Source organism: Bradyrhizobium sp. ISRA464 (assembly GCF_029910095.1).
Taxonomy (GTDB): domain Bacteria; phylum Pseudomonadota; class Alphaproteobacteria; order Rhizobiales; family Xanthobacteraceae; genus Bradyrhizobium.
Genome location: NZ_CP094526.1, coordinates 1,215,794 through 1,242,431, shown reverse-complemented (window position 1 = coordinate 1,242,431; position 26,638 = coordinate 1,215,794). Strand labels below are relative to the sequence as shown.

Genomic DNA, 26,638 nt, shown 5'->3' with positions numbered 1-26,638 from the left:
GCAGCTCACGCGCTGATCCGCGGCCGCTCGCCCGAGGCGTCGCCGAGGTCGGACTGAAGCCAGCGCACGATCCGGGGCCATGAATTCGTCAAGGCCTTGCTGCCCATGAACAGGCCGAGGTGACCGCTCGCCTCGGTCTCGCATTCCAGCCACGCGGGCGGCGTGCCCAACAACCGTATTGTCGCCAACGCCTGGTCGCGCGGGACAACGATGTCGTTATCCGCGGCGAGCAGGAAGACCGGCAGCTTGACCGCGGCAAGATCGACCTTGCGGCCGAGCGCGACAAAGTTTCCATCGGCGATACGGTTCTGGCGAAAGATCCAGTCGGTCACTTCGAGGTAGTAGGTGCCCGGCAAATCGAGCACCTCGCAATTCCAGCGCGCAAAACGATCGAGCAGCGCCCTTGCATCCTCCGATTTGTCGTCGAGCTGCCGCTGCAGCGCGGTCTCCACATCATGCAGGCCGAAGGGGATGCTCCAGAATTGCAGCATGTGCTTGCCACTGACGATGCCGTCTCCCCGATGCACCAGCGCCTCGAAGCCCTGTTGCGGAAGCGAGGCCGCCATTCTCGAAAGCTGCGACGGCACCGAGACATCGATCGGGCTGCCTGCAAGCACGAGCCGCCGCACCTTGCCGGGGAAGCGCGCCGCATAAAGCAACGCCAGCCACCCGCCCTGACAGAGGCCTGCAAGGTCGACCGGCGGCCCGACCGCATCGACGGCCACATTGAGATCAGACAGATAGGTGTCGATCGAGAAATAGCGCATCTCCGCTGTAGCGGAGCGCCAATCGGTGAGATAGAGACGCGCAACGCCCGCCTTCTGCAGCGCCTCCATCAGGCTGTGGCCGGGTGCGAGATCGGCGATCAGCGCGCGGTGCAGCGCATAGGGCGCGCACACCAGCAACGGCTGGCCTTCGACCGCACTCGAGAAGTCCAGCAGGCGCATCGACGGCAATTGCAGCGCGACCGTGTTGGACGTGGTCCAGGGCAGCGGCGCCTCGTCAGGCGCTCCTCCGGGCGCGCGCCTGGCGTACCATTGCCAGTATGAGTCCAGCACCAATCGTGTGGCTTCAAACGGCCATAGCCAAACGTGCTGCGTCGGGTCGACGCTCGGACTCCGTTCCGGTGGGCTCACCTTTTCGATCAAGTTCATTCACCGATCGATCGCCGGCGGGATGGTTCGGCCCGCACGCGTCGCAACCTCGACCCCGATCAAGATCCGACGAATTCAGATCCATCAGTCTACGCCAATCCCGCTGGCGCGGCAGCCACGCCGGGACGTCACGATCTCGCGATCCCGGCATGGCAGTGCGACCCAGCAGTGAAAGCGGCTATGCCGCTTGCTCGGCGCCTCGTTCCGCCTCGAGCTTCCGCGCGAACAGCCAGCGGAAATAGGTCAGTGGCGCATCCGCGCCGATGGCAAGCAGCTGGTAGTTCGGGTCGGCGTCGAGCACCTTCTGCTGCGCCTCGATGAAGTCCTTGTCCTCGTTGAAGCCCTCCTCGAGGGAATGCCGCAGCGACAGCGCGATGTTAGGGTTGTCGATGTCGAAATCGTGCAGGTAGTTCCAGAAGAAGTGAGTGCTCGAGCGGGTCTCCGGCGTCATGAACTGCGCATTGCGGTATTGCCGCGTCCCCGGAACCTGAACGCCCTTCTCCACCCCCTGCCCTGCCGGCGCAAATGTGGTGTCCAGCGTGAAGATGCCGGGAATAAGCATGCGGCCGATGTTGCGGCGGTCGACCGGGTCGGTTTTGTTCGGGATGACCTTCCTGTGATACGGCGGCGGCTCGGCGCCCATGTGCCAGCGCTCGACGCGGAAACCGTCTTCGAGCTTCTCGATCGCCACCGGCTTGGTCTTGTAGGCGTATTCCTCGGAACCGCCGAGCGTATTGGTGTGCACGAAGGCGAGATGGGCGAAGTCGCTGAGATTATCGACGATCAGCAGCCAGTTGGCCTTGTAGTGCATATAGCCCGGCAATCCCCGCCATTTCGGATCTTCGAGCGGCGGATAATCGAGGATCAGTTTCGGATCGGCCTTCGCGGGATCCCCGGTCCAGATGAAGATCATGTTGTAGCGCTCGACCACCGGATAGCTGCGCACGCCGAGCTTGGCGGGAATGACGTCCTGGCCGGGAATCTGGATGCATTTGCCGTCGGCTGCGAACTTCATGCCGTGATACATGCACCTGATGTCATCGCCCTCGACCCGCCCCATCGAGAGCGGCGCGGCGCGGTGGCAGCACCGGTCGTCGAGCGCGACCACCTTTCCGCTCGATCCGCGATAGAGCACGATCGGCCGCTCCAGGATGGTGCGCGCCAGCTTCTTGCCGTCGATCAGCTCCTGGTTCAGCGCCGCCACATACCAGGCGTTGCGCAGGAAAATTCCGTCGTGATCAGTCAAATCACCCTCCCGATGCAATATTCGTTGCAGCGAGGTTAGGTGATCCCGATGGTCAGGATAATCCGATTTGGCTGGACACACTGTACCGGTGGATGGACAATCCAGCCATGGAGTGGCGCGACTGGGAGCTGTTTTGCGAAGTTGTCGAGCACGGCGGCTTCACGGCCGCCGCGCGCGTGCTCGGGCATCCCAAATCGAGCCTGAGTGCTGCGGTGCAGCGACTGGAAGCCAATCTCGGGCTGCGGCTGATCGAGCGCACCACGCGGCACCTGCGGCTGACCGACGGCGGTGAGACCATCTATCGCAAGGTACGACCGCTATTCGCTGCGCTGCACGACACCCACAACGAGGCACTGGCGATGAGCAGCGCGGTCGCCGGGACGTTGCGCATCAAGGCGCCTTACGAATTCGGTGCACATCATGCGGGGCCTGTCGCCTGCGCGGTGATGAGCCGCTATCCGGAGCTCGCGATTCGGATCGATGTCGAGCATGACATCGTCAACCCGATCGCCGAAAACTACGACATCGTATTCGCGATGCTGGAGGCGCCGCTGCCGTCGGCCGGGATCGTGATCCGCCGCGTGTTCACCCTCGAGCGCGGCCTGTTCGCGGCGCCGGCGTTGCTGGAGAAATTCGGCGAGCCGCGCACGCTTGAGGAGCTGAAGAAACTCCCGTTGCTGACCGGCCCGAGCGATCCGCCGTGGGCGATCACCGCCCCTGGCGGGGCGGTCGAGCATCTCGCGGTCGATCGCGCGCGCCTCACGAGTTCGAACGCCCATATCCGCCTGCAGGCGGCGCTCGCCGGCCACGGCGTGCTGCGGGTGACTGCGAGCTACACCCGCGCGGCGGTCGCGGCCGGCCAGTTGCGGCGGCTGCTGCCGGACCATGCTTGCGAGCCGCTGAACGTGCACGCGCTGCTGCCGGCGCGGCAATTTGTCCCCGCCAAGGCGCGCTGCTTCCTCGACGCGATGGAAGCCCACGCGCGCGGCGATCCCGAGGCCTATATCAGGCCGTAGGCTCTGTCCGGATGCCCTTTCTTTTCTTTCCTCTTTCCGAAACGGCACTTTTCGGGAACCAATCCGCTCAGCCGGCATCGAACGCACATCAGCCGTGAGAGTGAGAGCCGTCATGCGCCAGGCCCAGGTAACGACCACCACCCCGATCACGGCAGGAGATGCCGGATTGGTGCAGCGCGCGCTCGCGCGGGACGAGGCTGCGGTGCGCGCCATCATGCAGGCGAACAATCGCCGGCTGTTCCGGCTGGCGCGCGGCATCCTGCGCGATGACGGCGAGGCTGAGGACGTCGTGCAGGACACCTACGTCCGCGCCTTCACCCATCTCGACCAGTTCCGCGGCGACTCCAGCCTGTCGACTTGGCTGTCGCGGATCGCGATCAACGAGGCGCTCGGCCGGGTGCGCCGCAAGTCGGCCAGCGTGGAGTGGTCCGAGCTGCCAGCCGCCCTCGAGGCCCAAATCATCCAGTTCCCCCTGTCGTCAGTGGACGATCCGGAAAAATCCATGGCCCAGCGCGAAATCCAGCAGGTGGTCGAGCATGCGATCGATGAGTTGCCCGAGGCGTTCCGCCTCGTCTTCATCACCCGCGTGATCGAGGGCATGACGATCGAGGAGACTGCCGCAATTCTCAGCCTCAAGCCGGAAACGGTGAAGACCCGCCTGCATCGGGCCAGAACCATGCTGCGGGACAATGTCGAGCGGAAGATCGGCCCGGTGGTGATGGAGGCCTTTCCCTTCGCCGGCCGGCGCTGCGAGCGGCTGACGGACGCGGTGCTGAGACGGCTCGGCTACACCACGTAAGAATTTCGGGAACCTCCGCGTTCCGGCACCATCCAACTCCTGTGCAATCAACCCCGCGCCGGCTCAAGCGCCGCGCAACAGGAGTGTCAAACCATGTTCGTTCGATTGAGCATCGCGGTCGCCGCGCTGAGCCTGCTGGGCAGCGCTGCATTCGCCCAGAATGCAAAGCTCACCGATCCACAAATCGCGCACATCGCCTATACGGCGGGCGTGATCGACATCAAGGCCGCCAAGCAGGCGGAATCGAAAGCGTCCAACAAGGAGGTCAAGGCATTCGCAAAGGACATGGTGCGCGACCATGAGGCGGTGAACAAGCAGGCACTGGACCTCGTCAAGAAGTTGAAGGTCACTCCCGAAGACAACGACACCAGCAAGGCGCTGTCGAAGCAGGCGGCCGACAAGCTCGCCGAGCTCGCGAAGCTGAAAGGCGCCGCGTACGACAAGGCCTACATCGACAACGAGGTCGCCTACCACAAGACCGTCAATACGGCGTTGGAGACCCAGTTGATCCCGTCCGCCAGCAATCCCGAGCTGAAGAACTTGCTGCAGACCGGCCTGAAAATCTTCCAGGGCCACGAGCAGCATGCCGAGCACGTCGCGGCCGGCCTGAAATAGGGGAGCCTCCTGATGTCGTCGGGACGCCATCTCGCAATGCTTGCACTGCTCACGCTCGGCGCGATGGCCGTCCCGGCGCATGCGGCCACCATTCAGATCGTGATGGAGAACCTCGTGATCTCGCCGGCCGAAGTCTCGGCCAAGGTCGGCGACACCGTCGAATGGGTCAATAAGGACGTCTTCGCCCACACCGCAACCGCGAGGAACGGCAACTTCGACGTGACGCTTGCGCCGAAGCAGTCGGCGACCCTGGTGCTGAAGAGGCCCGGCACAGTGGACTACTACTGCCGCTACCATCCCAACATGAAAGCGGTGCTGAAGATCGCACCGTAGCGCGCAGCATGACGTCAGAGGTAATCGATGGGGCGCTGCAAACCTTCGATAGTCCGGACAGCCAAATGATCCGGCACTATCGAAGGAGAGAATCATGACCGACCACGCAACTATCGCCCGCCGCTATGTCGATCTCTGGAACGAACGCACGCCGAGCCGCCGCCGCGAGATGCTGAGCGAGAACTGGACCGCGGATGCCCGCTATATCGACCCGCTGATGAGCGGCGACGGTCACGAGGGCGTAGATGCTCTGATCGCCGGCGTGCAGCAGAAATTTCCAGACTTCAGGTTCAAGCTGATCGGTGAGCCGAACGGCTTCGGCGACTACGTCCGCTTCTCCTGGGGTCTCGGCCCGGACGGCGTCGACAGCCCGATCAAGGGCACGGATTTCGCGACGCTGAAGGACGGCCGGATCAGGAGCATCACCGGCTTCCTCGACCAGGTGCCGCAGGGGGGCTGAGCGCGGAAGGCGAAGGGCGGATGGCCCGCGGGCCGCGGCGCAATCTCCTCTTTCTCCAGGACCGCGGCGGGTTATGCTTCCCGCGAACCCGTCGCGTGGACTGCGCGTCTCGCCCTTTGCGTCAGGCTGCCCGGACCGTTGTCAGGAAATTCTCGACTTCGATCTTGAGTCTTGCGCTATCGTTCGACAGCGTTTTCGCAGATGCAAGCACCTGACTAGACGCCGAACCTGTTTCGGTCGCGCCGCGCTGCACGTCGGAGATACTCGAGGCCACCTGCTGGGTGCCTTGTGCCGCCTGCATGACGTTGCGGGAAATCTCCTGGGTCGCCGCCCCCTGCTCTTCCACCGCGGAGGCGATGGTCGACGAGATTTCCGAGATCCGGCCGATGGTCCCGCTGATCTCCTTAATCGCGATCACCGAGTCCTGGGTCGCTGCCTGCATGGCGGCGATCTGGTGACTGATCTCGCCGGTCGCCTTCGCGGTTTGCTCGGCCAGCGCCTTGACCTCGGATGCGACCACCGCGAAGCCGCGCCCTGCCTCTCCGGCCCGTGCCGCTTCGATGGTTGCATTCAGCGCCAGGAGGTTGGTCTGGCCGGCGATGGTGTTGATCAATTCCACAACATCGCCGATGCGGGTCGCCGCCTGTGACAACGCATTGACGCGATCATTGGTCTTCTGCGCCTGCTCCACCGCCGCACCGGCAATCCCGGCGGCTTCCTGCACCTGACGGCTGATCTCGTTGACCGAGGCGCTCATCTCTTCGCTGGCGGAGGCCACCGACTGAACGTTCGCCGATGCCTCCTCGGACGCGGCGGAGACCATGGTCGATAGCTCCTGGGTGTTCTCGGCGGTCTTGGTCAACGTGTTGGCCGCGGCCTCCAACTCGGTCGAGGACGATGACAACGTCTCGATGATTTCCCCGACAGCGTTCTCGAACCGGCCGGCCAGGGCGTGCATGTCCGCCTTGCGCTGGGCGGCGGCACGAGCCTCCGATTGCGTCTGCTCGGCGCGCAGGCGATCCGCTTCGATCATGCTATCCTTGAAAATCTGGACGGCGCCAGCCATCTCGCCGATCTCATCGACCCGTTCGACCCCGGGCACCACGACGGATGTGTCGCCGCCGGCGAGTTTGCCCATAGCGGCGGTCATCCTCTGGACGGGCGTTGCGATCGCGCGCGCCGTGAGCAGCGCAATGATCGCGCTGATTCCGAGACCCGCCGCAAGCAATACCCACAGCACGATCGTGAGGAACGATACGCCCGACTCCACCTCGTGCTTCTCTTGGTCGAGCATCTTCTTCTGGTTCGTCTTGATGCCTCCGGAGCGGGTGCCGTCGGCGCCCTTGGGTCCATCAAGCAGATCCAGGATCTTGAGCGCGCGCGGTGCTGCCTGCGTGACGAGAATTTCGACCGGAGCATTCCAGCCCGGGGATTCCCGCAGGGAGAATATCTTCTCGGGCAACGGCGCAAATTCGCCGCGTGCCCTTGTGATCTTGTCGAAAGACGCCAGCTCGGAGGTGGTGAGGAGCGCTTTTTGCGCACTCACGGCGGCAAAGCCTTTTTCGAACAGCTCCCACGGTCTGACGAACTTTTCCTTGTCAGTCTTGTCACCGGACAACAGATACATGCGGAGCTGGGCTGTCGCGGCGGCAAAATTGCCCCGCGTATCCGCCATTGCCTTGAGCAATCTCTTGCGGTCCGACGTTGCCTCCAAGCCTTCCTCCTCGTTGATCATCCGGGTGATCTCGGAAAATATCACCTCGGAGCGCGGGCCTGCTTCGGTAACCAAGAGCTTCGTCGCCGGATATGCGTCAGAGGTGAAGGCGATTGCTTCGGCCTTGTCTTGAGCAGCGCGGAGCTCCGCGAGCAGGGTCTTGGCCTCGGCCCATTTCCGCTTATTCTCGGGGTCCGTAAAATGCACCGACTGCTCGTCGAAGGCGACCACCGTGGCATCCACCTCTTTCCACATGGCCATGCGATCGAGCTTGCCTTGCGGATTTCCCGTCAGCAGATAGCCGCGCAACGTCGCGAGCGTGGAATAGACATTGCCAACCAATTCCGTGCTTGCGAGCGCCACGGGCGTACGCAGGCTCACCATGCGACTGACGACCGTGGAAACTCCACCAACGGCAAAAACCGTATATCCGACCGCAAGCGCGAAGATGGCGCATACAGCGATAAAGCAGGCAATCAGCCGGCCACGAATGCGCAATTTCAATTTAAAGGACATGACTGGGGGACCCTTTGAGAAAATTATTGGCAGAATGGATTTGTGTGTGATGCGCCTTGGCGCGGCACAGCGGGGGGCGAGCGAATTGGGCGGCGGACCGATCAGGCCCGGCTCGAGCACCTCCCTGGTTGAGAGGGATGGCGAAGGATGCGTGGGAGCGGCCGGGCCACGGGGTCAAGCCAGCGCTTGGTGCAACCTCGAACCGATCCCGCTGGAGTCTCGCTCATCCTCATCGAGCTCGCTCCGGAAACGCTCGACTGGCGCACCGCAACCACTGCGTTCTGCATGGTCTGTTCCCGTGCCTTACGTGTGGGAGCAATGTCGGAGATAATACTTATAAGTGCGTTAAGGAAAAAATAATCTAGATCGCCTCATGCGCGCAAAGAGCTGCGCTTCTGTACCGCAACGAGATCAAAGATTGCAAAATTTGCGCGAACTTTGACTCTGGATCGACAGAGATCGCAAGAACTGAGCCAACCAGCGAGCCGACGACAAAAATTAAGAGCCCTTATCGTGGTCGGACACGTGGCTTGCCGTCCGGCGAAAACAAGAATTCGATCCCCATCTGAAAACGTATTCCGAAGGACCCCCATCGTTTCGTCGGGCATGGGTGCAATGTCATTATACTCCTCAAGCCGGCGGATGATGGCCGAAGAGATTCCGGTTCGCCCGGCCAGATATTTCACCGACCAATTCAGCATGCCGCGGGCCGCGCGTATTTGCGCACCGGTCAGCCGCGACGCAGCCGCGCGGGGCGCGTGACGCGAAAGTCCCGCCACCGGCGGTAGCCGCTCCGCCGGGCGCTTTCGCATCACCGGTGTCGCTGATAGTCTTCCCGAAAACGAGAGAGACCCGGGAGGACACCATGAAGGCAGAGCTGGCCTTCAGGCAATCGGCGATCAGCGACATCACCCCCGCCCTGCTCGCGATCGGGCGGGACAGTTTCCCGCAGGCGCTGATCGGCGCGCTGCGGCGCGTCGGCGATGTCGGGCACTGCATGGTGTTCTCGTTTGCAGGCGCGCGGTCGGCCGCGTGCCTTCTCGACGTCGGCAATATCCCGATCGGGCGCGACCTCGGCATCGCCTATGCCGAGCATTTCCATCAGGCTGACCCGAACCGCGATGCGGTGTTCAGGGGACAGGCACTGACCACGCCCATCGTGCTGCCGACCTTTGCGCGCCGCATGTACAGTGACAGCTATCGCAAGATCTTCTTCGACGACTCCGACATCGTCGACAAGTTTGCGTCCGCGATCTGGGTCGACGACACCTGTTTCTACGTCAACTTCTACCAGATCACCGCGCAGGGCCGCTTCAGCCGCGACCAGATAGCACGCCTGACCGCAATCGCGCCGGTGGTGACCGCGGCCGTGGCCCGTCACTTCCAGCGCGACGCCATGGATATCGATCCGATGGGTCGGCTGAAGACCCTGTTTGCGACCGCCGAGTCTTTCGCCATGCTGACCGGGCGCGAGAAGGAGGTCTGCCTGCGGATCCTGTCCGGCCTCAGCTCGGAAGCGATCGCAGCCGAACTCGGCATCGGCCTGCATTCCGCCCTCACCTACCGCAAGCGCGCCTATGACAAGCTCGGCATCTCCTCGCAGAACGAGCTGTTCGCCATCGCGCTGCGCCTGATGGCATCGTCCCGCCAGCTGAACTGATCAAGCGGCCAGACGGCGCCTGTCCCAAACCGTAGGGACAGACAGCGACCGTGCTCCGGCCTAGTCTGGCCCGCGGATCGAGCCTTGAGGTAACAGCCGTGAGCACCGCGCCGCATTTCGACATCGACGTCTCAGCCTTCTGGCAGGATCCCTATCCCACCCTTGCGCGGATGCGGAGAGAGGCGCCGATCGCCTTCGTGCCGCAACTCGGCAGCACGCTGCTGTGCAGCCGCGACGATATCTTCATCTCGGAGAAGCAGATCGACGTGTTCTCGTCGCACCAACCCGAAGGGCTGATGAACAAGCTGATGGGCCACAACATGATGCGCAAGGACGGCGACGCGCACATGAACGAGCGCAAGGCGATCTTCCCGGCGATCTCGCCGAAGACCGTGAGATCGCACTGGACCGCGCAGTTCGGAGGGCATGCGACGCGCATTCTTGACGAATTTAGGCCCGGCGGCGTGATCGACTTCGTGCAGGCCTTCGCGCTGCCGTTTTCGGCCGAGTGCCTGAAGTCGGTCACCGGCCTCACCAACATGCGCTACCAGGACATGAACGCGTGGTCGCAGGGCATGATCGACGGCATCGCCAACTATATCGGCGATCCCGCGGTCGAAGCGCGCTGCCACGCGGCGACCTCGGGCATCGATGCCGCGATCGACGACATGGTCCCGGTGCTGCGCAAGACACCCAATCTCAGCCTGCTCGGCGTGCTGCTGCAAACCGACATGCCGATGGAGAGCGTGCGCGCCAACATCAAGCTCGCGATCTCCGGCGGCCAGAACGAGCCCCGCGACGCGATCGCGGGCACGGTGTGGGCGCTGCTGACGCACCCCGATCAGCTCGAACTGGCGAGGGGCGGCGCCATCCCGTGGCTCCAGGCCTTCGAGGAATATGCCCGCTGGATCTCGCCGATCGGCATGTCGCCGCGGCGGATCGCAAAGCCATGGACGATCCGCGACATCGCCTTCGAGACCAATGAGCGCGTGTTCCTGATGTTCGGCTCGGCGAACCGCGACGAGAAGCATTTCGACGAGCCCGATAAATTCGATATTCGCCGCGATGCCAGCAAGAGCATCGCGTTTGGCGCAGGTCCGCACTTCTGCGCCGGCGCATGGGCCTCGCGCGCCATGGTAGCCGATGTTGCATTGCCCGCGATCTTCGGGCGGCTGAACAATCTGCGGCTGGTGGCGGACAAGCCGCCGCGGGTCGGCGGCTGGGCGTTCCGCGGACTGCTGGATCTGCCGGTGATTGGGACGCATAGCCGTCAGACGGCGTGATCAGCCGCCCCAGCGCAGCGCGACCGGATCGAGTTGGCGCGCGATCTCGATCAAGCCGGCGCGCGTCGCCGGATGCAGCGGCTGCAGCGGATGCCGGACCGTGTCCGACTTGATGATGCCACCCTCGCGCATCAGCACCTTGCAGGCCTGCAGTCCGCATTGGCGGTTCTCGTAATTGATCAGTGGCAGCCAGCGCGCATAGGCCTGCATCGCCTCGTCGCGGCGACCCGCGAAGAATGGATCCATGATCTGCCGGATGCCGTCGGGATAGCCGCCGCCAGTCATCGCGCCGGTGGCGCCGGCGTCGAGATCGGCCATCAGCGTGATCGCTTCCTCGCCATCCCACGGCCCCTCGATCACGCTGCCGCCCTTCTCGATCAGGCCACGCAGCTTGTTCGCGGCCATCGGCACCTCGATCTTGAAGTACCTGATATTGGCGAGTTCCTTGGCCATCCGCGCCAGGAAATCGACCGAGAGCGGCGTGCCCGCGACCGGCGCGTCCTGAATCATGATCGGAATGCTGATGGCATCCGACACGACTTGATAGAATTCATAGATACTTCCCTCCGGCACGCGGAAGGTCGCGCCGTGATAGGGCGGCATGATCATCACCATGGCAGCGCCGGCGGCTTCCGCCTGGCGGCTCCGCGCGGCGCACACCGCCGAGGAGAAATGCGTCGTCGTGACGATCACCGGAATGCGACCGGCCACATGTTCGAGCACCGCATGCATCACGGTCTCGCGCTCGGCATCGGTCAGCACGAACTGTTCGGAGAAGTTGGCGAGGATGCAGATGCCATGGGAGCCGGCATCAATCATGAAATCGACGCAGCGGCGCTGCCCGTCGAGATCGAGATTGCCGTTGGCGTCGAAGATGGTCGGCGCCACGGGGAAGACGCCGCGATAGGGACGCTGTACCGGAATAGTCATGCCAGAACCTCCCTTGCGATCGGTCACACCTTGCGGAACGGCAGCGGCGGCCCTTCGAGCCTGCGCAGACCCGGCTCGCGCCGTTCCAGCCACCAGCCATACTGCTTCGGCCAGGACGCAAAAATCTCGCCGCTTCCGCCGTCAAGCGCAAGCTCGGCGTGCAGCGGCCAGTTCGGATCGAACAGCGCCTCGCGGCCGATCGCGATCACATCGGCATGGGCGTTGGCCAGAATGTCCTCGGCCTGCTGCGGATGCAGGATCAGCCCGACCGCAATGGTGGCGACATCGGCAGCGCGGCGGATCTCATCGGCATAGGGCACCTGGAATCCGTAGCCGCGCGGAATCCGCGCCGCGGTCGCCGAGCCGAGCAGACCGCCGGAGGAACAGTCGATCAGATCGACGCCACGCGCCTTGGCTTCGCGGGCAAACGCAATCTGGTCGTCGAGCTGCAAGCCGCCATCGATGCCGTCGACCGAGGAAATCCGCACCGACAGCGGCCGCTCGGCGGGCCAGGCCGCACGCACGGTTTCGATGATCTCGAGCGGATAGCGCATGCGCCCGTCGCGATCGCCGCCATAGGCGTCGGTCCGGCGGTTCGACAGCGGCGACAGGAATTCGTGCAGGAGATAGCCGTGCGCGCAATGCACCTCGACGAACTCGAACCCGGCCTCCAGTGCGCGCAAGGTGGCGAGACGCCATTGCTCCCTGAGGGCGGCCAGCTCGTCGACCTCAAGCGCATGCGGCATCAGCCAGCCCTCCTCCATCGGGATCGCGCTCGGCGCAACCGTCCGCCATGGCAGATCGCCGCGTGCACGATCGGCCGCATCGAGCACGGCGTTACCGTACCACGGGCGCTGCATACTGGCCTTGCGGCCGGCATGCGCGAGCTGGATCGACGGCACGGCGCCGTTGTCCTTCAGGAAGGCGGCGATGCGCTCGAGCGGCGCGATCTGCTCGTCATTCCAGATTCCGACGTCGCCATGGGTGATGCGGCCCTCGGCCGAGACCGCGGCAGCCTCGACCATCACAAGTCCGGCACCGCCCTGGGCGAACTTGCCGAGATGCACGAGATGCCAGTCCTTGGCGAGGCCGTCGATCGCCGAATACTGGCACATCGGCGAAATCAGGATACGGTTGCGGGAGGTCACGCCGCGAAGCGTGATCGGCTGAAACAGAAGCGGCTGCGACATCAGGACCTGCGGGAGCGTGCTGGCGGGCAAGTGATGGCCGAAAGCTAGGCGGCTCGCCGCCTCACCGCAAGCCGCGCAACGACGCAGGCGATAGGAGCTGGATGCATGCGAGGAGCGAGGGACGGATATCCGCACCACGACCAGGCCTCAGCTCCAGTCAATTTTGGTGGGTTGGTAAACACTTTTCCACCATCGTCGCGGCATATCGATGATCGCAAACCGCGTCGGACGTGACTACATTGCCGGTATGAAGAAGATCGGATTCCTCTCGTTCGGGCATTGGACGCCCTCGCCGCAATCACAGACGCGCTCGGCTGCGGATACGCTCCTGCAATCCATTGACCTCGCCGTCGCCGCCGAGGAATTGGGTGCGGACGGTGCGTATTTCCGCGTCCATCACTTCGCCCGCCAGCTTGCCTCGCCCTTCCCTCTTCTGGCGGCGGTCGGAGCCAAAACCAGCCGCATCGAGATCGGCACCGCCGTGATCGACATGCGTTACGAGAACCCGCTGTACATGATCGAGGATGCCGGCGCAGCCGACCTGATCGCCGGCGGCCGGCTGCAACTCGGCATCAGCCGTGGCTCGCCCGAACAGGTGATCGATGGCTGGCGCTACTTCGGTTACCAGCCGCCCGAGGGCGAGACCGACGCCGAGATGGGGCGGCGTCACGCCGAGATATTCCTCGACCTGCTGCGCGGACAGGGTTTTGCGCGGCCGAATCCGCGGCCGATGTTTCCCAATCCTCCCGGCCTGCTGCGGCTCGAACCCCATTCGGAAGGTCTGCGCGACCGCATCTGGTGGGGCGCCGGCTCCAACGCCACCGCAGTGTGGGCGGCGAAGCTCGGCATGAACCTGCAGAGCTCGACCCTCAAGAACGACGAAACGGGCGAAGCCTTCCACGTCCAGCAGGCTGCCCAGATCCGAGCCTACCGTGCGGCCTGGAAGGAGGCCGGTCATGCGCGCGAGCCCCGGGTCTCCGTGAGCCGCAGCATCTTCGCGCTGGTCGACGACCGCGATCGCGCCTATTTCGGAAACGACCAGGCGGAAGATCAGATCGGTTTCATTGACGAGAAGACGCGTGCAATCTTCGGCCGCAGCTACGCAGCCGAGCCGGACAAGCTCATCGAGCAGCTCAAAGCCGACGAGGCCATCGCAGAGGCCGACACCCTGCTGCTGACGGTCCCCAATCAGCTCGGGGTCGCCTACAACGCACATGTCATCGAAACGATTTTGACACAGATCGCGCCCGCCCTCGGCTGGCGCTGATCATATCCGCGACAGCTTCACGCGGCTCGGCAGTCAGCTTCCGCTAACTGGGACCAGCACGCTGTGATGCGGCAGAATGCCGACGCGTAGATCTGGATGCACGAAAACGAGCGTTGGAGCGGGCGAAGGGAATCGAACCCTCGTATGCAGCTTGGGAAGCTGCCGTTCTACCATTGAACTACGCCCGCGATCTCGGTCGCTTGGGTTGGCCTCACCTTGCGAGACCTGCCGGACCATAGCCCGGGGCAAGGCAAGGGATCAAGCGTGCATTCGCGTTGGTCCGCGGATCTCCCCTGACTAGAGCGCTTTCGAGCGAAGTGGACACCGGTTCGCGCGAAGAAAACACGTCAAAACAACAATCTCGAGCTTCGGTTCTGATTCAATCAGAACCGAAAATGCTCTAGTAGTCGAGCCGCACTAGTACATCGTTGATTGTAAATGGCGCCGCGGCGGGTATCGCGCTGCAGGTCCCGTTTCGGGCAAAGATGCAGGCGTCGCCGTTGCCGACTCTGGCGCAACTGCGCCGTGAAAATCCTGCCGGGAGATCGTCTGCCGAGTCCGGGCGCGCGAGGACTCGGTTGAAGGCAGGGTTTGTCGCCTGGACCACGGCCGGGAGGCGTCCCTTTACAAGCGGATCGCGAGGCTGAAGCGAATAAAGCGGCGACGGGCCCGACAGTCGTTCCCGCCCCGGCAGAAGGTGGAACGGAAGATTGTAGAGCGCGAGACCACAGAGTTCTGGATCACCGCGCAGGTCTGCCGCCAGGCGTGCTGCACCGACGCCGCGCATCCAGTCGTCACGCGTCTCTTGGCTCGCCCCAACAAGCAGCACCGAGAGCAGCGCCCACACGCCTGTGATCATCGGCAACGCCCAGGGCCGCCATGCGCGTCTCGCACGCAACGACTGGATCCAATCGGCTGATCCCAGCGCCGCCACTATGATCAGCAGGACCACCGACAGGAATATGAAGCGGTATTCCTTGTGCCCAATCAGGCTGTGGAAGCCGAGGTTCACGAGCGCTACTGCGAGCAGGAGCGGTGCGTGCCGAAAGCCCCGCCAGATCGCCCACGTCAGCGGCACGATCGCCACGGACCATACCACCCAGAAACTGACGAGATAGGTCACCCAAGACGTCACGCCGAACTCAGCCGCGCGATCGTGCAACAGGTTCTGTTCGACGTTGGCGACCAGCCAACTAAACGGGATTACACCGTGCGCGAGATCGATCACTGCCGCGAACGCCAGCAGGACCAGCCCGCCGGCCACCATCGGAATCGCGTTTCGCCAGCACCGCCAGCACGCCCCGATGGCAAGCACGGCAATGGCCGGCGCATATTGAAAGCGGCAGACGAAGGCGAGACCAAGCAAGGCCCCGCCGATGACGAGGCGTCGCTGCGACGGCCCGTCGGTCAGCAGCAGCGCCGCCGGCACGATGAGCGCCGTCGCCAAGGGCTCGCTCAACGTATGCGGCGCGAACAGGATGAACTCGAACCAGATAGCGGCGACGAAGGCCGCGACGATGGCGTGGGCTCGCGAGACCCGCGCGCCAAAGAACCAGGCGCTGACCACGATCGACACCGATGCGAGCGCGGCAACTAGACGAGGCACGACGAAGGCCCCTGCGCCATCAGGCGCGACAAGGTCACCCAACGCGACCGGGCCCGCCAGCAAGGTCGGCAGGAACCAGCCGCGAATACCGTAACGCCACTCCCACGTGACGATGCCGTCATGACCCAGCAGCCGCCAGGCCGGCTCGAGATATTGGAAGATCTCGTCGGGATGGATGATGTTGGGCCAGAACGCCAGCGGGAGGCGTAGCGCCAGGGCGAGCAGCACCAACGGCGCCAGACCATGGAAGCGTCCGGTCGATGCTTTGGCCATGTCATCCGGCGATGGATCGGCGCCTGGTCTCGTCATTCGTCTGCCGAACCCATCGGGAGGCCGCAATGTCGCGGAGCTGCAAATTCGAGCGAAATAGATATCGCTCAAGCCTTTAAGATGGGTGAGCGAACGCAGGCGCTCGACATCAGCTACCCCATCCGTCGTATCCTTAACCGAATGTGAAGATTCCAGATGCGCGCGATCCCGAGGCTGTTATGATCCTTTCGCGGGGTTAGTGGCGTCATGGCGGGGCGCGGGTACACCATTTTCGACACGGCAGTCGGCCGATGCGGCATTGCATGGGGCGAGATGGGCGTCGCCGGCGTGCAGCTTCCCGAGACGCGCGAGATCGAGACTCGCAGGCGGCTGTTCCAGCTCTATCCCGACGCACGGGAGATGCGGCCACCTGAGGACATCGAGATCGCGATCGAGGGCATCACCACGATCCTGCGCGGCGGCCACAGGGACCTGTCCGGCGTCACGCTCGACATGACCGGCATCCCGGCCTTCAGCCAGCGCGTCTACCAGTTGACCCGGACGATTCCGCGCGGCGAAACCCGGACCTACGGCGAAGTGGCCAGCGCCTTGCGCGCCTCCGGCGCGACCCATTCGGTGGCCCAGGCGATCAGGCGCAATCCCTTCATGATTATCGTGCCCTGCCATCGCGTGCTGGAGGCCGGTCACTATGCAGACCGCATCTCGCCAAACGGCGGCAGCGTCTCCAAGCGGCGGTTGCTCTCGATCGAAGGCGGGCACCCGACCGCGAGCAAGACGCTGTTCGACGTGCTGCTGTCCGTTGCGCCGCCGCGGCCCCACCCCTAAATTCAGCGAATGAACCGCACCACGCTGTTGCAGCGCGATCGCATTGCCGTGAACGAGTTTCGCTGCACGGCGGAGCCTGGCGACAAGCCGTTCGCCGAGCAATTCGCCTGCCATTCGGTGTCCTACGTGCTCAAGGGCAGCTTCGGCTGCCATTGTCGCGGCCGCTTCCACGAGTTGGTGGCCGGATCATTCCTGATTGGCCATCCCGGCGACGAATACATCTGCACCCACGACCATGTCGTCGGCGACGAGTGCCTGTCGTTCTTCCTCGACCCGGAGCTGGTGGAGACGATTGGCGACCGCGCCGCGGCCTGGCAGGTCGGCTCGGTGCCGCCGCTGCCGGAACTGATGGTGCTCGGCGAGCTCGCGCAAACGGCGGCAGATGGCAACAGCGACGTCGGCCTCGACGAGGTCGGGCATCTCCTTGCCAGCCGCTTCGTCGAGGTGGTGTCCGACCGCAAGGCAAAGCCCCTCACGGCCGGCCTGCGGGACCGCCGCCGGGCGGTGGAGGCGGCGCTGTGGATCGACGCCAACTCGCATCGCGCGATCGATCTGGACGATGCGGCGAAGCAGGCCGGCCTCAGCACGTTCCATTTCCTGCGGCTGTTTTCCGCCGTACTCGGCGTCACCCCGCATCAATATCTCGTGCGCTCGCGGTTGCGCCATGCGGCGCGCCGGCTTGCCGACGACGACAGCCCGATCACCGATATCGCCTATGACGTCGGCTTCGGCGACCTCTCCAATTTCGTGCGCAGCTTCCACCGCGCCGCCGGCGCCTCGCCCCTCAAGTTCCGCCAGGCCTCCCGCGGCGACCGCAAGATTTTCCAAGAACGCCTTGCACTGCAATAGCTAGGGTCGCTCCAGGCCGCGCGTCGCCGACGCGCCCATTTCTGGAGACCATCATGTACGACCATATCGGATTGCGTGTTGCTGATCTCGACGCCAGTGTCCGCTTCTACACCGCAGCGCTGGCGCCGCTCGGCTTCGTCCTGTGCTCACGCGACGACAGTGGCGCCGGCTTCGGCCCGAAGGATCAGCCGGCGCTCTGGCTGCATCTGCACAAGGGCAAGGCTCCGGGCGGCGCCCATGTCGCCTTCCGCGCCCCGAGCCACGAGGCGATCAAGACATTCCACACCGAAGGCATGAAGGCCGGCGGCAAGGACAATGGGGCCGCGGGCCGCCGCAAGGATTACAGTCCGACCTACTATGCTGCGTTCCTGATCGACCCCGACGGCAACAATGTCGAGGCGGTGTGCGCCTGAGTCTTCATCGTCATTGCGAGCGAAGCGAAGCAATCCATTGATTGCTTCGTCGCTTCGCTCCTCGCAATGACGACTATCCAACTCGCGAGAGGACCGAACCATGGCCTCCATTCACAAGGATATCCCGATCGACGCGCCGGCGGACCATGTCTGGGGCGCGCTGCGCGATTTCGGCGCGCTGCACACGCGGCTGGTGCCGGGCTTCGTGACCGACACCACGCTCGACGGCGACGCGCGCATCGTCAGCTTCGCCAACGGCACGGTGGCACGCGAACTGCTGGTCGATTGCGATGATGCGCGGCGGCGGCTGGTGTATGCCGTGGTCAGCGAACGGCTGAAGCAGCATTCGGCCTCGGTGCAGGTATTCGCCGAGGGTGACGGACGCAGCCGCGTGGCCTGGATTGTCGATCTGCTGCCGAACGAGATCGCGCCGTACATCGCCGGTCAGATGGACCAGGGCGCGCTCGCGATGCAGACGGCGCTTGCCCAATCGGCCAGGACGGCAAGCGCAGCGTGAGCTGCAACGAGATCTTCGCGGGCGCATTCGAAACCGTCACCGTCACCTTGAGGAGGCCGCGAAGCGGCCGTCTCGAAGTGCGACGGCCCGGCTCTCGCCGTGACCAGTGCGAAATATCGGGGGCCGTGCATCCTTCGAGACGCGCTATGCGTTCCTCAGGATGACGGTGCAAGAGTCGTGAAGCCTCGTTTACGACAGCGCCGGCTGCGCCTTGGCGAGTGGCGCGGGCTTGCCCCAGCGCGTCAGGATCACGCTGAGGCAGGAGAGCACGCCGAGCACACCCATCGAGGCGGCGGCGAGCGTGAAGAAATTCTGCGCGGTCGCCCCATGCGTCGTGAGCCACCAGCCGCCGCTGCCGATGAAGATCAGCCGCGCGGTCTGCGCCAGTACCGGGCCCAACACCTTGGCGGCGCCCTGCGAGGAAAAGTACATCGACATCGCAAGGCCGATGAAGGCGTACATCGGAGCGGCGGTCGAGAGATATTGATGGCTGGTGCTCCGCACATGCGGATCGTCAGTGAAGAGATTGACCCAGAGGTCGGGGAAGACAGCGATGAAGCTGCCGACCACGCCGACCGCGAGGAACGACACTGTGCCCGCAGTCCATGCGATGCGCCGGGCGCGCGCGACGCGCTCGGCGCCGACGGCCATGCCGATCATCGGGACCGACGCGATGCCGACGGCGAAAGCCACCGAGGTCAGCATGAATTCGAGCCGCGCGCCGATGCCATAGCCGGCAAGCACCGCGGTGCCGAACTGTGCCAGCAAGTGGGTGAAGATCGAGATGGTCAAGACCGACTGCAGCGGCGAGAAGCAGGAAACGGCGCCGACCTTGAGGATGTCGATGAACATCACCCACTGCACACGCAGGCCCTTGAGCTTCGGCCTGACGCGGGCGCGGCCGGAGAACAGATACCAGCCCATCACGCTGATGCTGATCGAATAGGCGATCAGCGCGCCAGCGGCGACACCGCGCATGCCGAATTGCGGCACCGGTCCGAGGCCAAGCCCGAGCGCGCCGCCGAACATGATCTGCCAAACTGCCGATGACAGGATCATCGTGGAGGGCAATTTCATGTTGCCGGTGCCGCGCAGGATGCCGGCCATGGTGTTCATCAGCCAGGGCAGGATCGCGCCGCCGAAGAAGACCTGCGAATAGGCGATGGCCTGCGCCAGCACGTTGCCGCGGCCGCCGAGCAGCTCGAGCAGGCGCGGCCCGAAAATCAGCATGCCCAGCATGAATGTGACGCCGAAAGTCAGGCCGATCAGCAGCGCGTGTGCCGCGAGCGTCGAGGCGCGCTCGATCTCGCCGGCGCCGAGTGCGCGTGCGATCGAGGATGCGACGCCGCCGCCCATGGCGCCGCCCGACATCGTCATGGTCAGGATCACGCAGGGAAACACCAGCGCCATCGCCGCGAGCGACTCGACGCCGAGGCGGCCGATATAGGAGGTCTCCGCGATCACAACGCAGGTGCCGGCGGACAGCGCGATCACGTTCGGCCAGGCGAGCCACAGCAGCGTACGCAGGATCGGCCCATCGAGCAGCGCGTTGCGCGCCGGCCTTGTCACCGGCGGCGGCAGCGGACGTTCGTCTTCATCGACGGGTATTTCGGCGAGGCCGAGATCGGACATTTCAACTCCCGCGCGCGATCTTCGGGAGCCGCGCCATGGTGCTTCCCTACCATGACCGCGGCAGATTCCACGTGCGCGGAACGCAAGGGGGACCTGCACGATTGCGGGTGAACCTTCACGCCGATCTGTCGATCACGGCGTGATGCGAAATCCGGCCTACGGAATTTCGCTACACGCGAAAATGCTTCGAGAGCTTCAGGCCCTGTGCCTGGTAGTTCGAGCCGATGCGCTGGCCGTACAGTGCGTCGGGGCGCTCCAGCATGCGTTCATAGACGAGACGGCCAACGATCTGACCGTGCTCGAGGATGAACGGCACCTCGCGCGAGCGCACTTCGAGCACCGCGCGCGCGCCCTTCCCGCCGGCGCCGGCATAGCCGAAACCGGGATCGAAGAAGCCCGCATAGTGGACGCGGAATTCGCCGACCAGGGGATCGAACGGCACCATTTCCGCGGCGTAATCCGGCGGCACCTGGACGGCCTCCTTCGACGCCAAGATATAGAATTCGCCGGGATCGAGAATGAGGCTGCCGTCGGGGCGCGCCTTGATCGGCTCCCAGAATTCATCGACCGGATAGCCGCCACGGCGATCGATATCGACCACGCCGGTGTGGCGCTTGGCGCGGTAGCCGACGAAGCCGTTCGAACTCTCACCGGACAGATCGACCGAGAGCGCAACCCCCTGGGTGAGATCCGCATCGTCGATATCGACTAGTCGCTCGGCTGCATGCAGCGCGTCGAGCTCGTCGGCAGTGAGGACCGCATCGCCGATCCGGAAGCGGATCTGGCTGAGCCGCGAGCCCTCACGCAACAGCACGGGAAACGTCTTCGGGCTGATCTCGGCATAGAGTGGGCCGTGATAGCCGGTGCCGATCACGTCGAAGCGGCGGGTGCCGTCGGCGATCACACGTGTGAAGACGTCGAGCCGGCCTGTCGAGCTCTTCGGGTTGGCCGCGGCGACGATCTGCGGCGGCAGCGCAAGGCTTTCCAGCAGCGGGACGATGTAGACGCAATTGGTCTCCAGCACCGCGCCGTCGGAGAGGTCGATCTCGTGCAGCTTCAACTCGTCGATGCGCTCGGCAACGGTGGAGTCGGGGCCGGGCAGAAAGCTGGCGCGGACCCGGTAGGCGATATCGCCAAGGCGCAGGTCGAGGCTCGCCGGCTGGATCTGGCTCTCGACAAAGTCATAGGCAGGCAGAATGAGGCCAGCATCCGCCATCTCCGCGATCATGCGGTCGGGCAGGATTCCATTGGCTTCGTTTTCCAGCTCGAATGACACGGCGCAGGTCCCCCGAGGATGGCCCTAATCATACCCTGAATGGCCATCCAAGCCCAAAAATATGAGCTTTTACGGGTTATCTGATGACCGCCTTGACGGAAAGGGCACGAGGGAATATCAGCAACACTTATCCCGTGGTGATTTGAGCCGGCCGGCTTGCAGCCACGTAAAATAAGTCGCTAAACAGGCCGGGGACAGTGTGATCCCGGCCTGTGGAGGTTGCTCCAGGCCGGTTTTTTTGTGGCTATTTTCTTAAGGAAAATGGCCGCGTCGGAGGTCACATGTCTGAATCTGAAGCTACCCGCCGCTATCGCCCCGAAACCCGCCTCGTCCATGGCGGCACGCTGCGCTCGCAATTCGGCGAGACGTCGGAGGGGCTGTTTCTCACCCAGGGCTACGTCTACGACACCGCGGAGCAGTGCGAGGCACGCTTCAAGGGCCAGGACTCCGGCTTCATCTATTCGCGCTACTCCAATCCGACCATCGCGATGTTCGAGCGCCGCATGATCGAGCTCGAGGGCGCGGAAGCCGCGCGCTCGACCGCGACCGGCATGGCCGCCGTGACGACCGCGATCCTTGCGCCGCTGAAGGCAGGCGATCACGTGGTCGCGTCGAAAGCGCTGTTCGGCTCGTGCCTTTACGTGGTGCAGGACCTGCTGCCACGCTACGGCATCGAGACGACGCTGGTCGACGGCCTCGACCTCGACCAGTGGCAGCGCGCCTTGCGGCCGAACACCAAGTCGTTCTTCCTGGAAAGCCCGACCAATCCGACCCTCGACGTGCTGGATATTTCCGCAATCGCCAAGATCGCACACAGCGGCGGCGCACGGCTGATCGTCGACAACGTGTTCGCGACCCCGATCTGGCAGAGCCCGCTGTCGCTCGGCGCCGACGTCGTGGTCTATTCCGCGACCAAGCACATCGACGGCCAGGGCCGTTGTCTCGGCGGCATCATCCTGTCATCGGAAGCGTTCATTGCCGAGCACATCCATAATTTCATGCGCCAGACCGGCCCGTCGCTGTCGCCGTTCAACGCCTGGGTGCTGCTGAAGGGGCTCGAGACGCTCGGCATCCGCGTCCGCGCGCAGACCGACAACGCGGCGAAGATCGCCGAGGCGCTGGCGAAGCATCCGAAGATCACGCGGCTGGTCTATCCCGGCCGCCCCGATCATCCGCAGGCCGAGACGGTGAAAAAGCAGATGGGAGCCGGCTCGACGCTGGTCGGCTTGGAGGTGAAGGACGGCAAGGCCGGCGCCTTCCGCTGCCTCAATGCGCTGAAGATCTCGCGCATCTCCAACAATCTCGGCGATGCCAAGAGCCTGGTCACGCATCCGGCGACCACGACGCATCAGCGCCTGGCACCGGAGGCGCGCGCCGAGCTCGGCATCAGCGAGGGCTTCATCCGCTTCTCGGCAGGGCTGGAGCATGCCGACGACCTGATCGAGGATTTCGAACAGGCGCTGGACCAGGTCTGAGGCTGACGCACGCCCCGGAATGAGCTGTCCTCCCTCTCCCGCTTGCGGGAGAGGCGAAGCAAGTCAGCAGTTACGTCGCTGCCGTGGTGACGCCGCCGTCGATCACGATGGTCTGCCCGGTCATGAAGGTCGAGGCGCGGAGGCAAGATAGGCCACCGCGCCCGCGATCTCGTGCGGCTCGCCGATGCGGCGCAGCGGCGAGGACGCGGTGCGGCGCTTGAGGTTCTCCGGATCCTCCCACAGCGCGCGGGCGAAATCGGTCTTCACCAGGCCCGGCGCCACGCAGTTGACGCGCACGCCCTTCGGGCCCCACTCGCCGGCGAGGCTGCGGCACAGCGCGAAATCCGCCGCCTTCGAGATGCCGTAGGCGCCGATCACTGTCGACCCCCTCAGGCCGCCGATCGAAGAGATGATCACGACCGAGCCCTTGCCGCGTTCGGCCATCTGCGGGACCGCCAGCGCACAGAGCCAGATGTTGCTCTTGACGTTGGAGTCCATGATCTTGTCGAAGGCCTCGTCCTTGATGTCGAGCAGCGGGCCGTAATACGGGTTCACCGCGGCGTTGCAGACCAGGGTGTCGATCTTGCCGTAATGCTTGATCGTCCCGGAGATCAGCGCCTCGACCTCTTCACGGCGCGAGATATTGCAGGGGATCACGATCGCATCGCCGCCGGCCCTGTTGATGCCGTCGGCGACCTCCTTGCAGGCATCCGCCTTGCGCGAGGAGATCACGACCTTGGCGCCGAGCTGCGCCAGCAGTTCGGCCGACGCGCGGCCGATGCCGCGGCTCGATCCGGTGACGACGGCGACCTGGCCGGTGAGATCGAATGGAGTGTTCTTCATTGTTGTTGCCTCCCTGACGATTGCAAAAGACTCGTCATGCGCGGGCTTGACCCGCGCATCCATCTTTTCAAGAGCGATCGGTTGCCGGGTCAAGCCCGGCAACGACAGCTCAGGCCAACAGGCCGCCGCCCTCGCTGACGCGGCGGAGGTGATAGTCGGTGTCGCCGAGCGTGTTCTCGATCATGGTCAGCCGCTTGAAGTAGTGGCCGATCTTGGCCTCCATGGTCATGCCGATGCCGCCATGAAGCTGGATCGACTGCTGGCCGACGAACTTCAGCGACTTACCGACCTGCACCTTGGCGGCCGCGACCGCGGACGAACGCTCCTTGGCATCGTCGAAGTCGGACGCCATGGTCGCGAACATCGACATGCTGCGGGCCTGCTCCAGCGCCACGAACATGTCGGCAGCGCGGTGCTGCAGGCTCTGGAACGAGCCGATCGCGACGCCGAACTGCTTGCGCGTCTTGATGTACTCGATGGTGGTCTTCAGCGATTCATCCATCGCACCGACGGCTTCGGCACACAGCGCGGTGCGGGCCTCGTCCGCCACGCGCTCGATCAAGGGCAGGCCGTTCTCGGGATCGCCGATCGCAGCGTCAGCACCGACCTCGACATTGGTGAAAGTGATGTCGGCTGCATGCAGGCCGTCCTGGGTCGGATAGCCCTTCCGGGTAATGCCTTTGGCGTCTGCCGGCACCAGGAACAGGCCGATGCCAGCCTTGTCGCGCTGGCCGCCCTTGGTGCGCGCGGTGACGATCAGCGCGTCGGCATTCTCGCCGTTGAGCACGACGAACTTCTCGCCATCGATTACCCAGCCGTCGCCCTTCTTCTTCGCCGTGGTGACGATGTCGTGCAGATCGTAGCGCGAGTTCTTCTCGAGCTGCGCAAAGCCGAAGGTCTTGCTGCCGTCGATGATGCCCGGAATGTACTTCGCCTTCTGCTCGGCCGAGCCGCCGTGGCGGAGGAAGCCGCCGGCGATCACGACCGTCGCGAGATAAGGCTCGACCACCAGCGCCTTGCCGAGCGCTTCCATTACGATCATGGTCTCGACCGCGCCGGCCCCGAAGCCGCCATCGGCTTCCGCGAAGGGCAGGCCGAGCAGACCCTGCTCGGCGAGCCGGCCCCAGATCGCCTTGCTCCAGCCGCCCTTCTCCTTCATGTATTTCTTGCGCGCATCGAAGTCGTAGGCGTCAGCAAGCAGCCCGTCGACGCTTTCCTTGAGAAGCCGCTGCTCCTCGGTCAGATCAAAATCCATTTTACCATCTCTCCAAAATCACGCGGGCGCCTGCCCTGATCCTTGATCGTCATCCCCGCGAAAGCAGGGATCCAGTACTCAGCGGCCGCCTTCGTGAGCCGTGACCGCCGCGGCGTACTGGGTCCCCCGACTGCGCGGGGGACAGATGAATGTGTGGCTTACAGCCCCAGCACCGCCTTACTGATGATGTTGCGCTGGATCTCGTTGGAGCCGCCGTAGATCGAAACCTTGCGGTTGTTGAAGTAGCTCGGCGCGATCTGCGCGGTCCAGTCCATGCTCTCGTTGGAGCCGGCATCGCCGTGCTCGTCGTAGGGCGCGGCGAACGGACCGATCACCTCCATCAGGAGCTCGGTGGTGGTCTGCTGGATCTCCGAGCCCTTGATCTTGAGCACCGAGGACGCCGGATTAGGCTTGCCCTTGCCGTGCTTGCCCTCGTCGGCGACGACGCGGAGCTGGGTAAGCTCAAGCGCCTTCAGCTCGATCTCGCAGGCCGTGAGCTTCTCGCGGAACGCCGGATCCTCGATAACGGGACGGCCGCCGGCCTCGACCTTGGATGCCAGCGCGCGGATGCGGCGCAGCCGCTCCTTGGACACGCCGACCCGGGCGATGCCGGTGCGCTCATTGCCGAGCAGGAACTTTGCGTAATCCCAGCCCTTGTTCTCCTCGCCGATCAGGTTCTCGTAGGGCACTTCGACGTCGTCGAAGAACACCTCGTTGACCTCGTGGCCGCCGTCGATGGTCTGGATCGGACGCACCGTGACGCCCTTCGACTTCATGCTGAAGACGATGAAGGAGATGCCCATCTGCTTCTTCGCGGCCGGATCGGTGCGGCAGAGGCAGAAGATCATGTCGGCGTGCTGGGCCAGCGTGGTCCAGGTCTTCTGGCCGTTGATGATCCACTTGTCGCCCTTGCGCTCGGCCTTGGTCTTCAGCGAAGCAAGGTCGGAGCCCGATCCCGGCTCGGAGAAGCCCTGGCACCACCAGTCGTCGACATTGGCGATGCGCGGCAGATACTTCTTCTTCTGCTCTTCGTTGCCGAAGGTGTAGATCACCGGGCCGACCATGCTGACGCCGAAGGCGAGCGGCTGCGGCGCCGGATAGGACTGCAGCTCTTCGTTGAAGATGTAGTGCTGCACCGAGGTCCAGCCGGTGCCGCCATATTCCTTCGGCCAGTGGGTGACGCCCCAGCCCTTCTTGTTCAGGATGCGCCACCAGGTGACCATCTCGTCCTTCGACAGATGACGGCCTTCCTGCAGCTTGCGCCGCGTCTCCGGCGGCACGTTGTTCTTGAAGAACTCCCGCACCTCCTCACGAAACGCTATCTCTTCCTTGGTAAAAGCGAGATCCATCGGATCCTCCTTTTGAAATTCAACTGCCTCGTCATTCTCTTCCCGTCGTCCCTGCGAAAGCAGGGACCCATAACCACCGACCATCGCAACTGGTAAAGCCGGCTGCCGCTTGTGCCTCTTACGAGGGCCGCGGCGTATGGGTCCC

Annotated in this window: 23 protein-coding genes, 1 tRNA gene, 1 pseudogene and 1 riboswitch; of the genes and pseudogenes, 13 read left to right on the top strand and 12 right to left on the bottom strand. The window is 64.2% G+C overall.

Translation table 11 applies throughout. The features are described 5' to 3' along the window. Positions 1-5: 5 nt before the first annotated feature. Entirely contained in the window at positions 6-1,154 is a 1,149-nt protein-coding gene (locus MTX19_RS05790; protein ID WP_280982803.1) for an alpha/beta fold hydrolase, read from the bottom strand. Positions 1,155-1,332: 178 nt separating this feature from the next. Beyond that, entirely contained in the window at positions 1,333-2,400 is a 1,068-nt protein-coding gene (locus MTX19_RS05785; RefSeq protein WP_280985881.1) for an aromatic ring-hydroxylating dioxygenase subunit alpha, read from the bottom strand. A gap of 92 nt (positions 2,401-2,492) precedes the next feature. On the opposite strand from MTX19_RS05785, the gene MTX19_RS05780 reads away from it, so the two are divergent. From MTX19_RS05780 to MTX19_RS05760, 5 genes are all read left to right on the top strand, one after another. After that, positions 2,493-3,416, top strand: coding sequence for a LysR family transcriptional regulator (locus MTX19_RS05780; RefSeq protein WP_280982800.1), 924 nt, complete (start codon positions 2,493-2,495; stop codon positions 3,414-3,416). A gap of 112 nt (positions 3,417-3,528) precedes the next feature. Then, entirely contained in the window at positions 3,529-4,215 is a 687-nt protein-coding gene (locus MTX19_RS05775; protein ID WP_280982799.1) for an RNA polymerase sigma factor, read from the top strand. A 93-nt stretch (positions 4,216-4,308) separates the two neighbouring features. Beyond that, on the top strand, positions 4,309-4,830 hold the full coding sequence (locus MTX19_RS05770) for a DUF4142 domain-containing protein (RefSeq protein ID WP_280982798.1): 522 nt from the start codon (positions 4,309-4,311) through the stop codon (positions 4,828-4,830). A gap of 12 nt (positions 4,831-4,842) precedes the next feature. After that, positions 4,843-5,163 carry a cupredoxin family copper-binding protein gene (locus tag MTX19_RS05765; protein ID WP_280982797.1) on the top strand — a complete coding sequence of 107 codons (321 nt, stop codon included), beginning with the start codon at positions 4,843-4,845 and terminating at the stop codon, positions 5,161-5,163. 94 nt (positions 5,164-5,257) lie between these two features. Next, positions 5,258-5,623, top strand: coding sequence for a nuclear transport factor 2 family protein (locus MTX19_RS05760; RefSeq protein WP_280985880.1), 366 nt, complete (start codon positions 5,258-5,260; stop codon positions 5,621-5,623). Between the two features lie 121 nt (positions 5,624-5,744). Here the strand turns inward: MTX19_RS05760 and MTX19_RS05755 are convergent, their stop codons facing one another. After that, the gene (locus tag MTX19_RS05755) at positions 5,745-7,973 is read right to left on the bottom strand and encodes a methyl-accepting chemotaxis protein (protein WP_280982796.1); all 2,229 of its coding nucleotides are present in this window, start codon (positions 7,971-7,973) and stop codon (positions 5,745-5,747) included. Between the two features lie 745 nt (positions 7,974-8,718). On the opposite strand from MTX19_RS05755, the gene MTX19_RS05750 reads away from it, so the two are divergent. Then, entirely contained in the window at positions 8,719-9,513 is a 795-nt protein-coding gene (locus MTX19_RS05750; RefSeq protein WP_280982795.1) for a helix-turn-helix transcriptional regulator, read from the top strand. A gap of 98 nt (positions 9,514-9,611) precedes the next feature. Continuing rightward, a complete protein-coding gene (locus tag MTX19_RS05745; protein WP_280982794.1) occupies positions 9,612-10,796 on the top strand; it encodes a cytochrome P450 in 1,185 nt (394 codons plus the stop codon). On the opposite strand, the gene MTX19_RS05740 is transcribed toward MTX19_RS05745, so the two are convergent. Together MTX19_RS05740 and MTX19_RS05735 are read right to left on the bottom strand one after the other, a co-directional pair. Then, complete coding sequence (locus tag MTX19_RS05740; RefSeq protein ID WP_280982793.1) at positions 10,797-11,726, bottom strand: dihydrodipicolinate synthase family protein; 930 nt, start codon at positions 11,724-11,726, stop codon at positions 10,797-10,799. Between the two features lie 23 nt (positions 11,727-11,749). Then, a complete protein-coding gene (locus tag MTX19_RS05735; RefSeq protein ID WP_280982792.1) occupies positions 11,750-12,916 on the bottom strand; it encodes an NADH:flavin oxidoreductase/NADH oxidase in 1,167 nt (388 codons plus the stop codon). A gap of 247 nt (positions 12,917-13,163) precedes the next feature. Here MTX19_RS05735 and MTX19_RS05730 point away from each other — a divergent pair, with 247 nt between their 5' ends. Then, a complete protein-coding gene (locus MTX19_RS05730) occupies positions 13,164-14,183 on the top strand; it encodes an LLM class flavin-dependent oxidoreductase (RefSeq protein ID WP_280984703.1) in 1,020 nt (339 codons plus the stop codon). A gap of 114 nt (positions 14,184-14,297) precedes the next feature. Here MTX19_RS05730 and MTX19_RS05725 read toward each other — a convergent pair. Together MTX19_RS05725 and MTX19_RS05720 are read right to left on the bottom strand one after the other, a co-directional pair. Continuing rightward, positions 14,298-14,371 (bottom strand) — tRNA-Gly (locus MTX19_RS05725). A 212-nt stretch (positions 14,372-14,583) separates the two neighbouring features. Beyond that, positions 14,584-16,062 carry a 4-amino-4-deoxy-L-arabinose transferase gene (locus tag MTX19_RS05720; protein WP_280982791.1) on the bottom strand — a complete coding sequence of 493 codons (1,479 nt, stop codon included), beginning with the start codon at positions 16,060-16,062 and terminating at the stop codon, positions 14,584-14,586. 243 nt (positions 16,063-16,305) lie between these two features. Here MTX19_RS05720 and MTX19_RS05715 point away from each other — a divergent pair, with 243 nt between their 5' ends. The 4 genes from MTX19_RS05715 to MTX19_RS05700 all read left to right on the top strand — a co-directional run bounded on the left by MTX19_RS05715 (position 16,306) and on the right by MTX19_RS05700 (position 18,663). Next, on the top strand, positions 16,306-16,884 hold the full coding sequence (locus tag MTX19_RS05715; RefSeq protein WP_280982790.1) for a methylated-DNA--[protein]-cysteine S-methyltransferase: 579 nt from the start codon (positions 16,306-16,308) through the stop codon (positions 16,882-16,884). 9 nt (positions 16,885-16,893) lie between these two features. Further along, on the top strand, positions 16,894-17,733 hold the full coding sequence (locus MTX19_RS05710; RefSeq protein WP_280982789.1) for an AraC family transcriptional regulator: 840 nt from the start codon (positions 16,894-16,896) through the stop codon (positions 17,731-17,733). Between the two features lie 53 nt (positions 17,734-17,786). Then, on the top strand, positions 17,787-18,146 hold the full coding sequence (locus tag MTX19_RS05705) for a VOC family protein (protein ID WP_280982788.1): 360 nt from the start codon (positions 17,787-17,789) through the stop codon (positions 18,144-18,146). Positions 18,147-18,246: 100 nt separating this feature from the next. Next, positions 18,247-18,663, top strand: coding sequence for an SRPBCC family protein (locus MTX19_RS05700; RefSeq protein WP_280982787.1), 417 nt, complete (start codon positions 18,247-18,249; stop codon positions 18,661-18,663). A 189-nt stretch (positions 18,664-18,852) separates the two neighbouring features. On the opposite strand, the gene MTX19_RS05695 is transcribed toward MTX19_RS05700, so the two are convergent. After that, positions 18,853-20,295 carry an MATE family efflux transporter gene (locus MTX19_RS05695; RefSeq protein WP_280985879.1) on the bottom strand — a complete coding sequence of 481 codons (1,443 nt, stop codon included), beginning with the start codon at positions 20,293-20,295 and terminating at the stop codon, positions 18,853-18,855. Between the two features lie 169 nt (positions 20,296-20,464). Then, positions 20,465-21,571: a 2'-deoxycytidine 5'-triphosphate deaminase gene (locus MTX19_RS05690; protein ID WP_280985878.1), complete on the bottom strand. Its 1,107-nt coding sequence runs from the start codon at positions 21,569-21,571 to the stop codon at positions 20,465-20,467. 124 nt (positions 21,572-21,695) lie between these two features. Continuing rightward, positions 21,696-21,775: riboswitch (SAM riboswitch) on the top strand. Between the two features lie 77 nt (positions 21,776-21,852). Here MTX19_RS05690 and MTX19_RS05685 point away from each other — a divergent pair. Then, positions 21,853-23,046 (top strand): O-succinylhomoserine sulfhydrylase, encoded by a 1,194-nt coding sequence (locus MTX19_RS05685; protein ID WP_280982786.1) that lies wholly within the window; start codon positions 21,853-21,855, stop codon positions 23,044-23,046. Positions 23,047-23,116: 70 nt separating this feature from the next. Here MTX19_RS05685 and MTX19_RS05680 read toward each other — a convergent pair. The 3 genes and pseudogenes from MTX19_RS05680 to pimC all read right to left on the bottom strand — a co-directional run bounded on the left by MTX19_RS05680 (position 23,117) and on the right by pimC (position 26,493). Further along, positions 23,117-23,889: pseudogene (locus MTX19_RS05680) on the bottom strand (SDR family oxidoreductase). Between the two features lie 109 nt (positions 23,890-23,998). Further along, complete coding sequence (gene pimD, locus MTX19_RS05675; RefSeq protein WP_280982785.1) at positions 23,999-25,144, bottom strand: pimeloyl-CoA dehydrogenase small subunit; 1,146 nt, start codon at positions 25,142-25,144, stop codon at positions 23,999-24,001. Positions 25,145-25,302: 158 nt separating this feature from the next. After that, on the bottom strand, positions 25,303-26,493 hold the full coding sequence (pimC, locus tag MTX19_RS05670; RefSeq protein WP_280982784.1) for a pimeloyl-CoA dehydrogenase large subunit: 1,191 nt from the start codon (positions 26,491-26,493) through the stop codon (positions 25,303-25,305). Positions 26,494-26,638 lie beyond the last annotated feature (145 nt).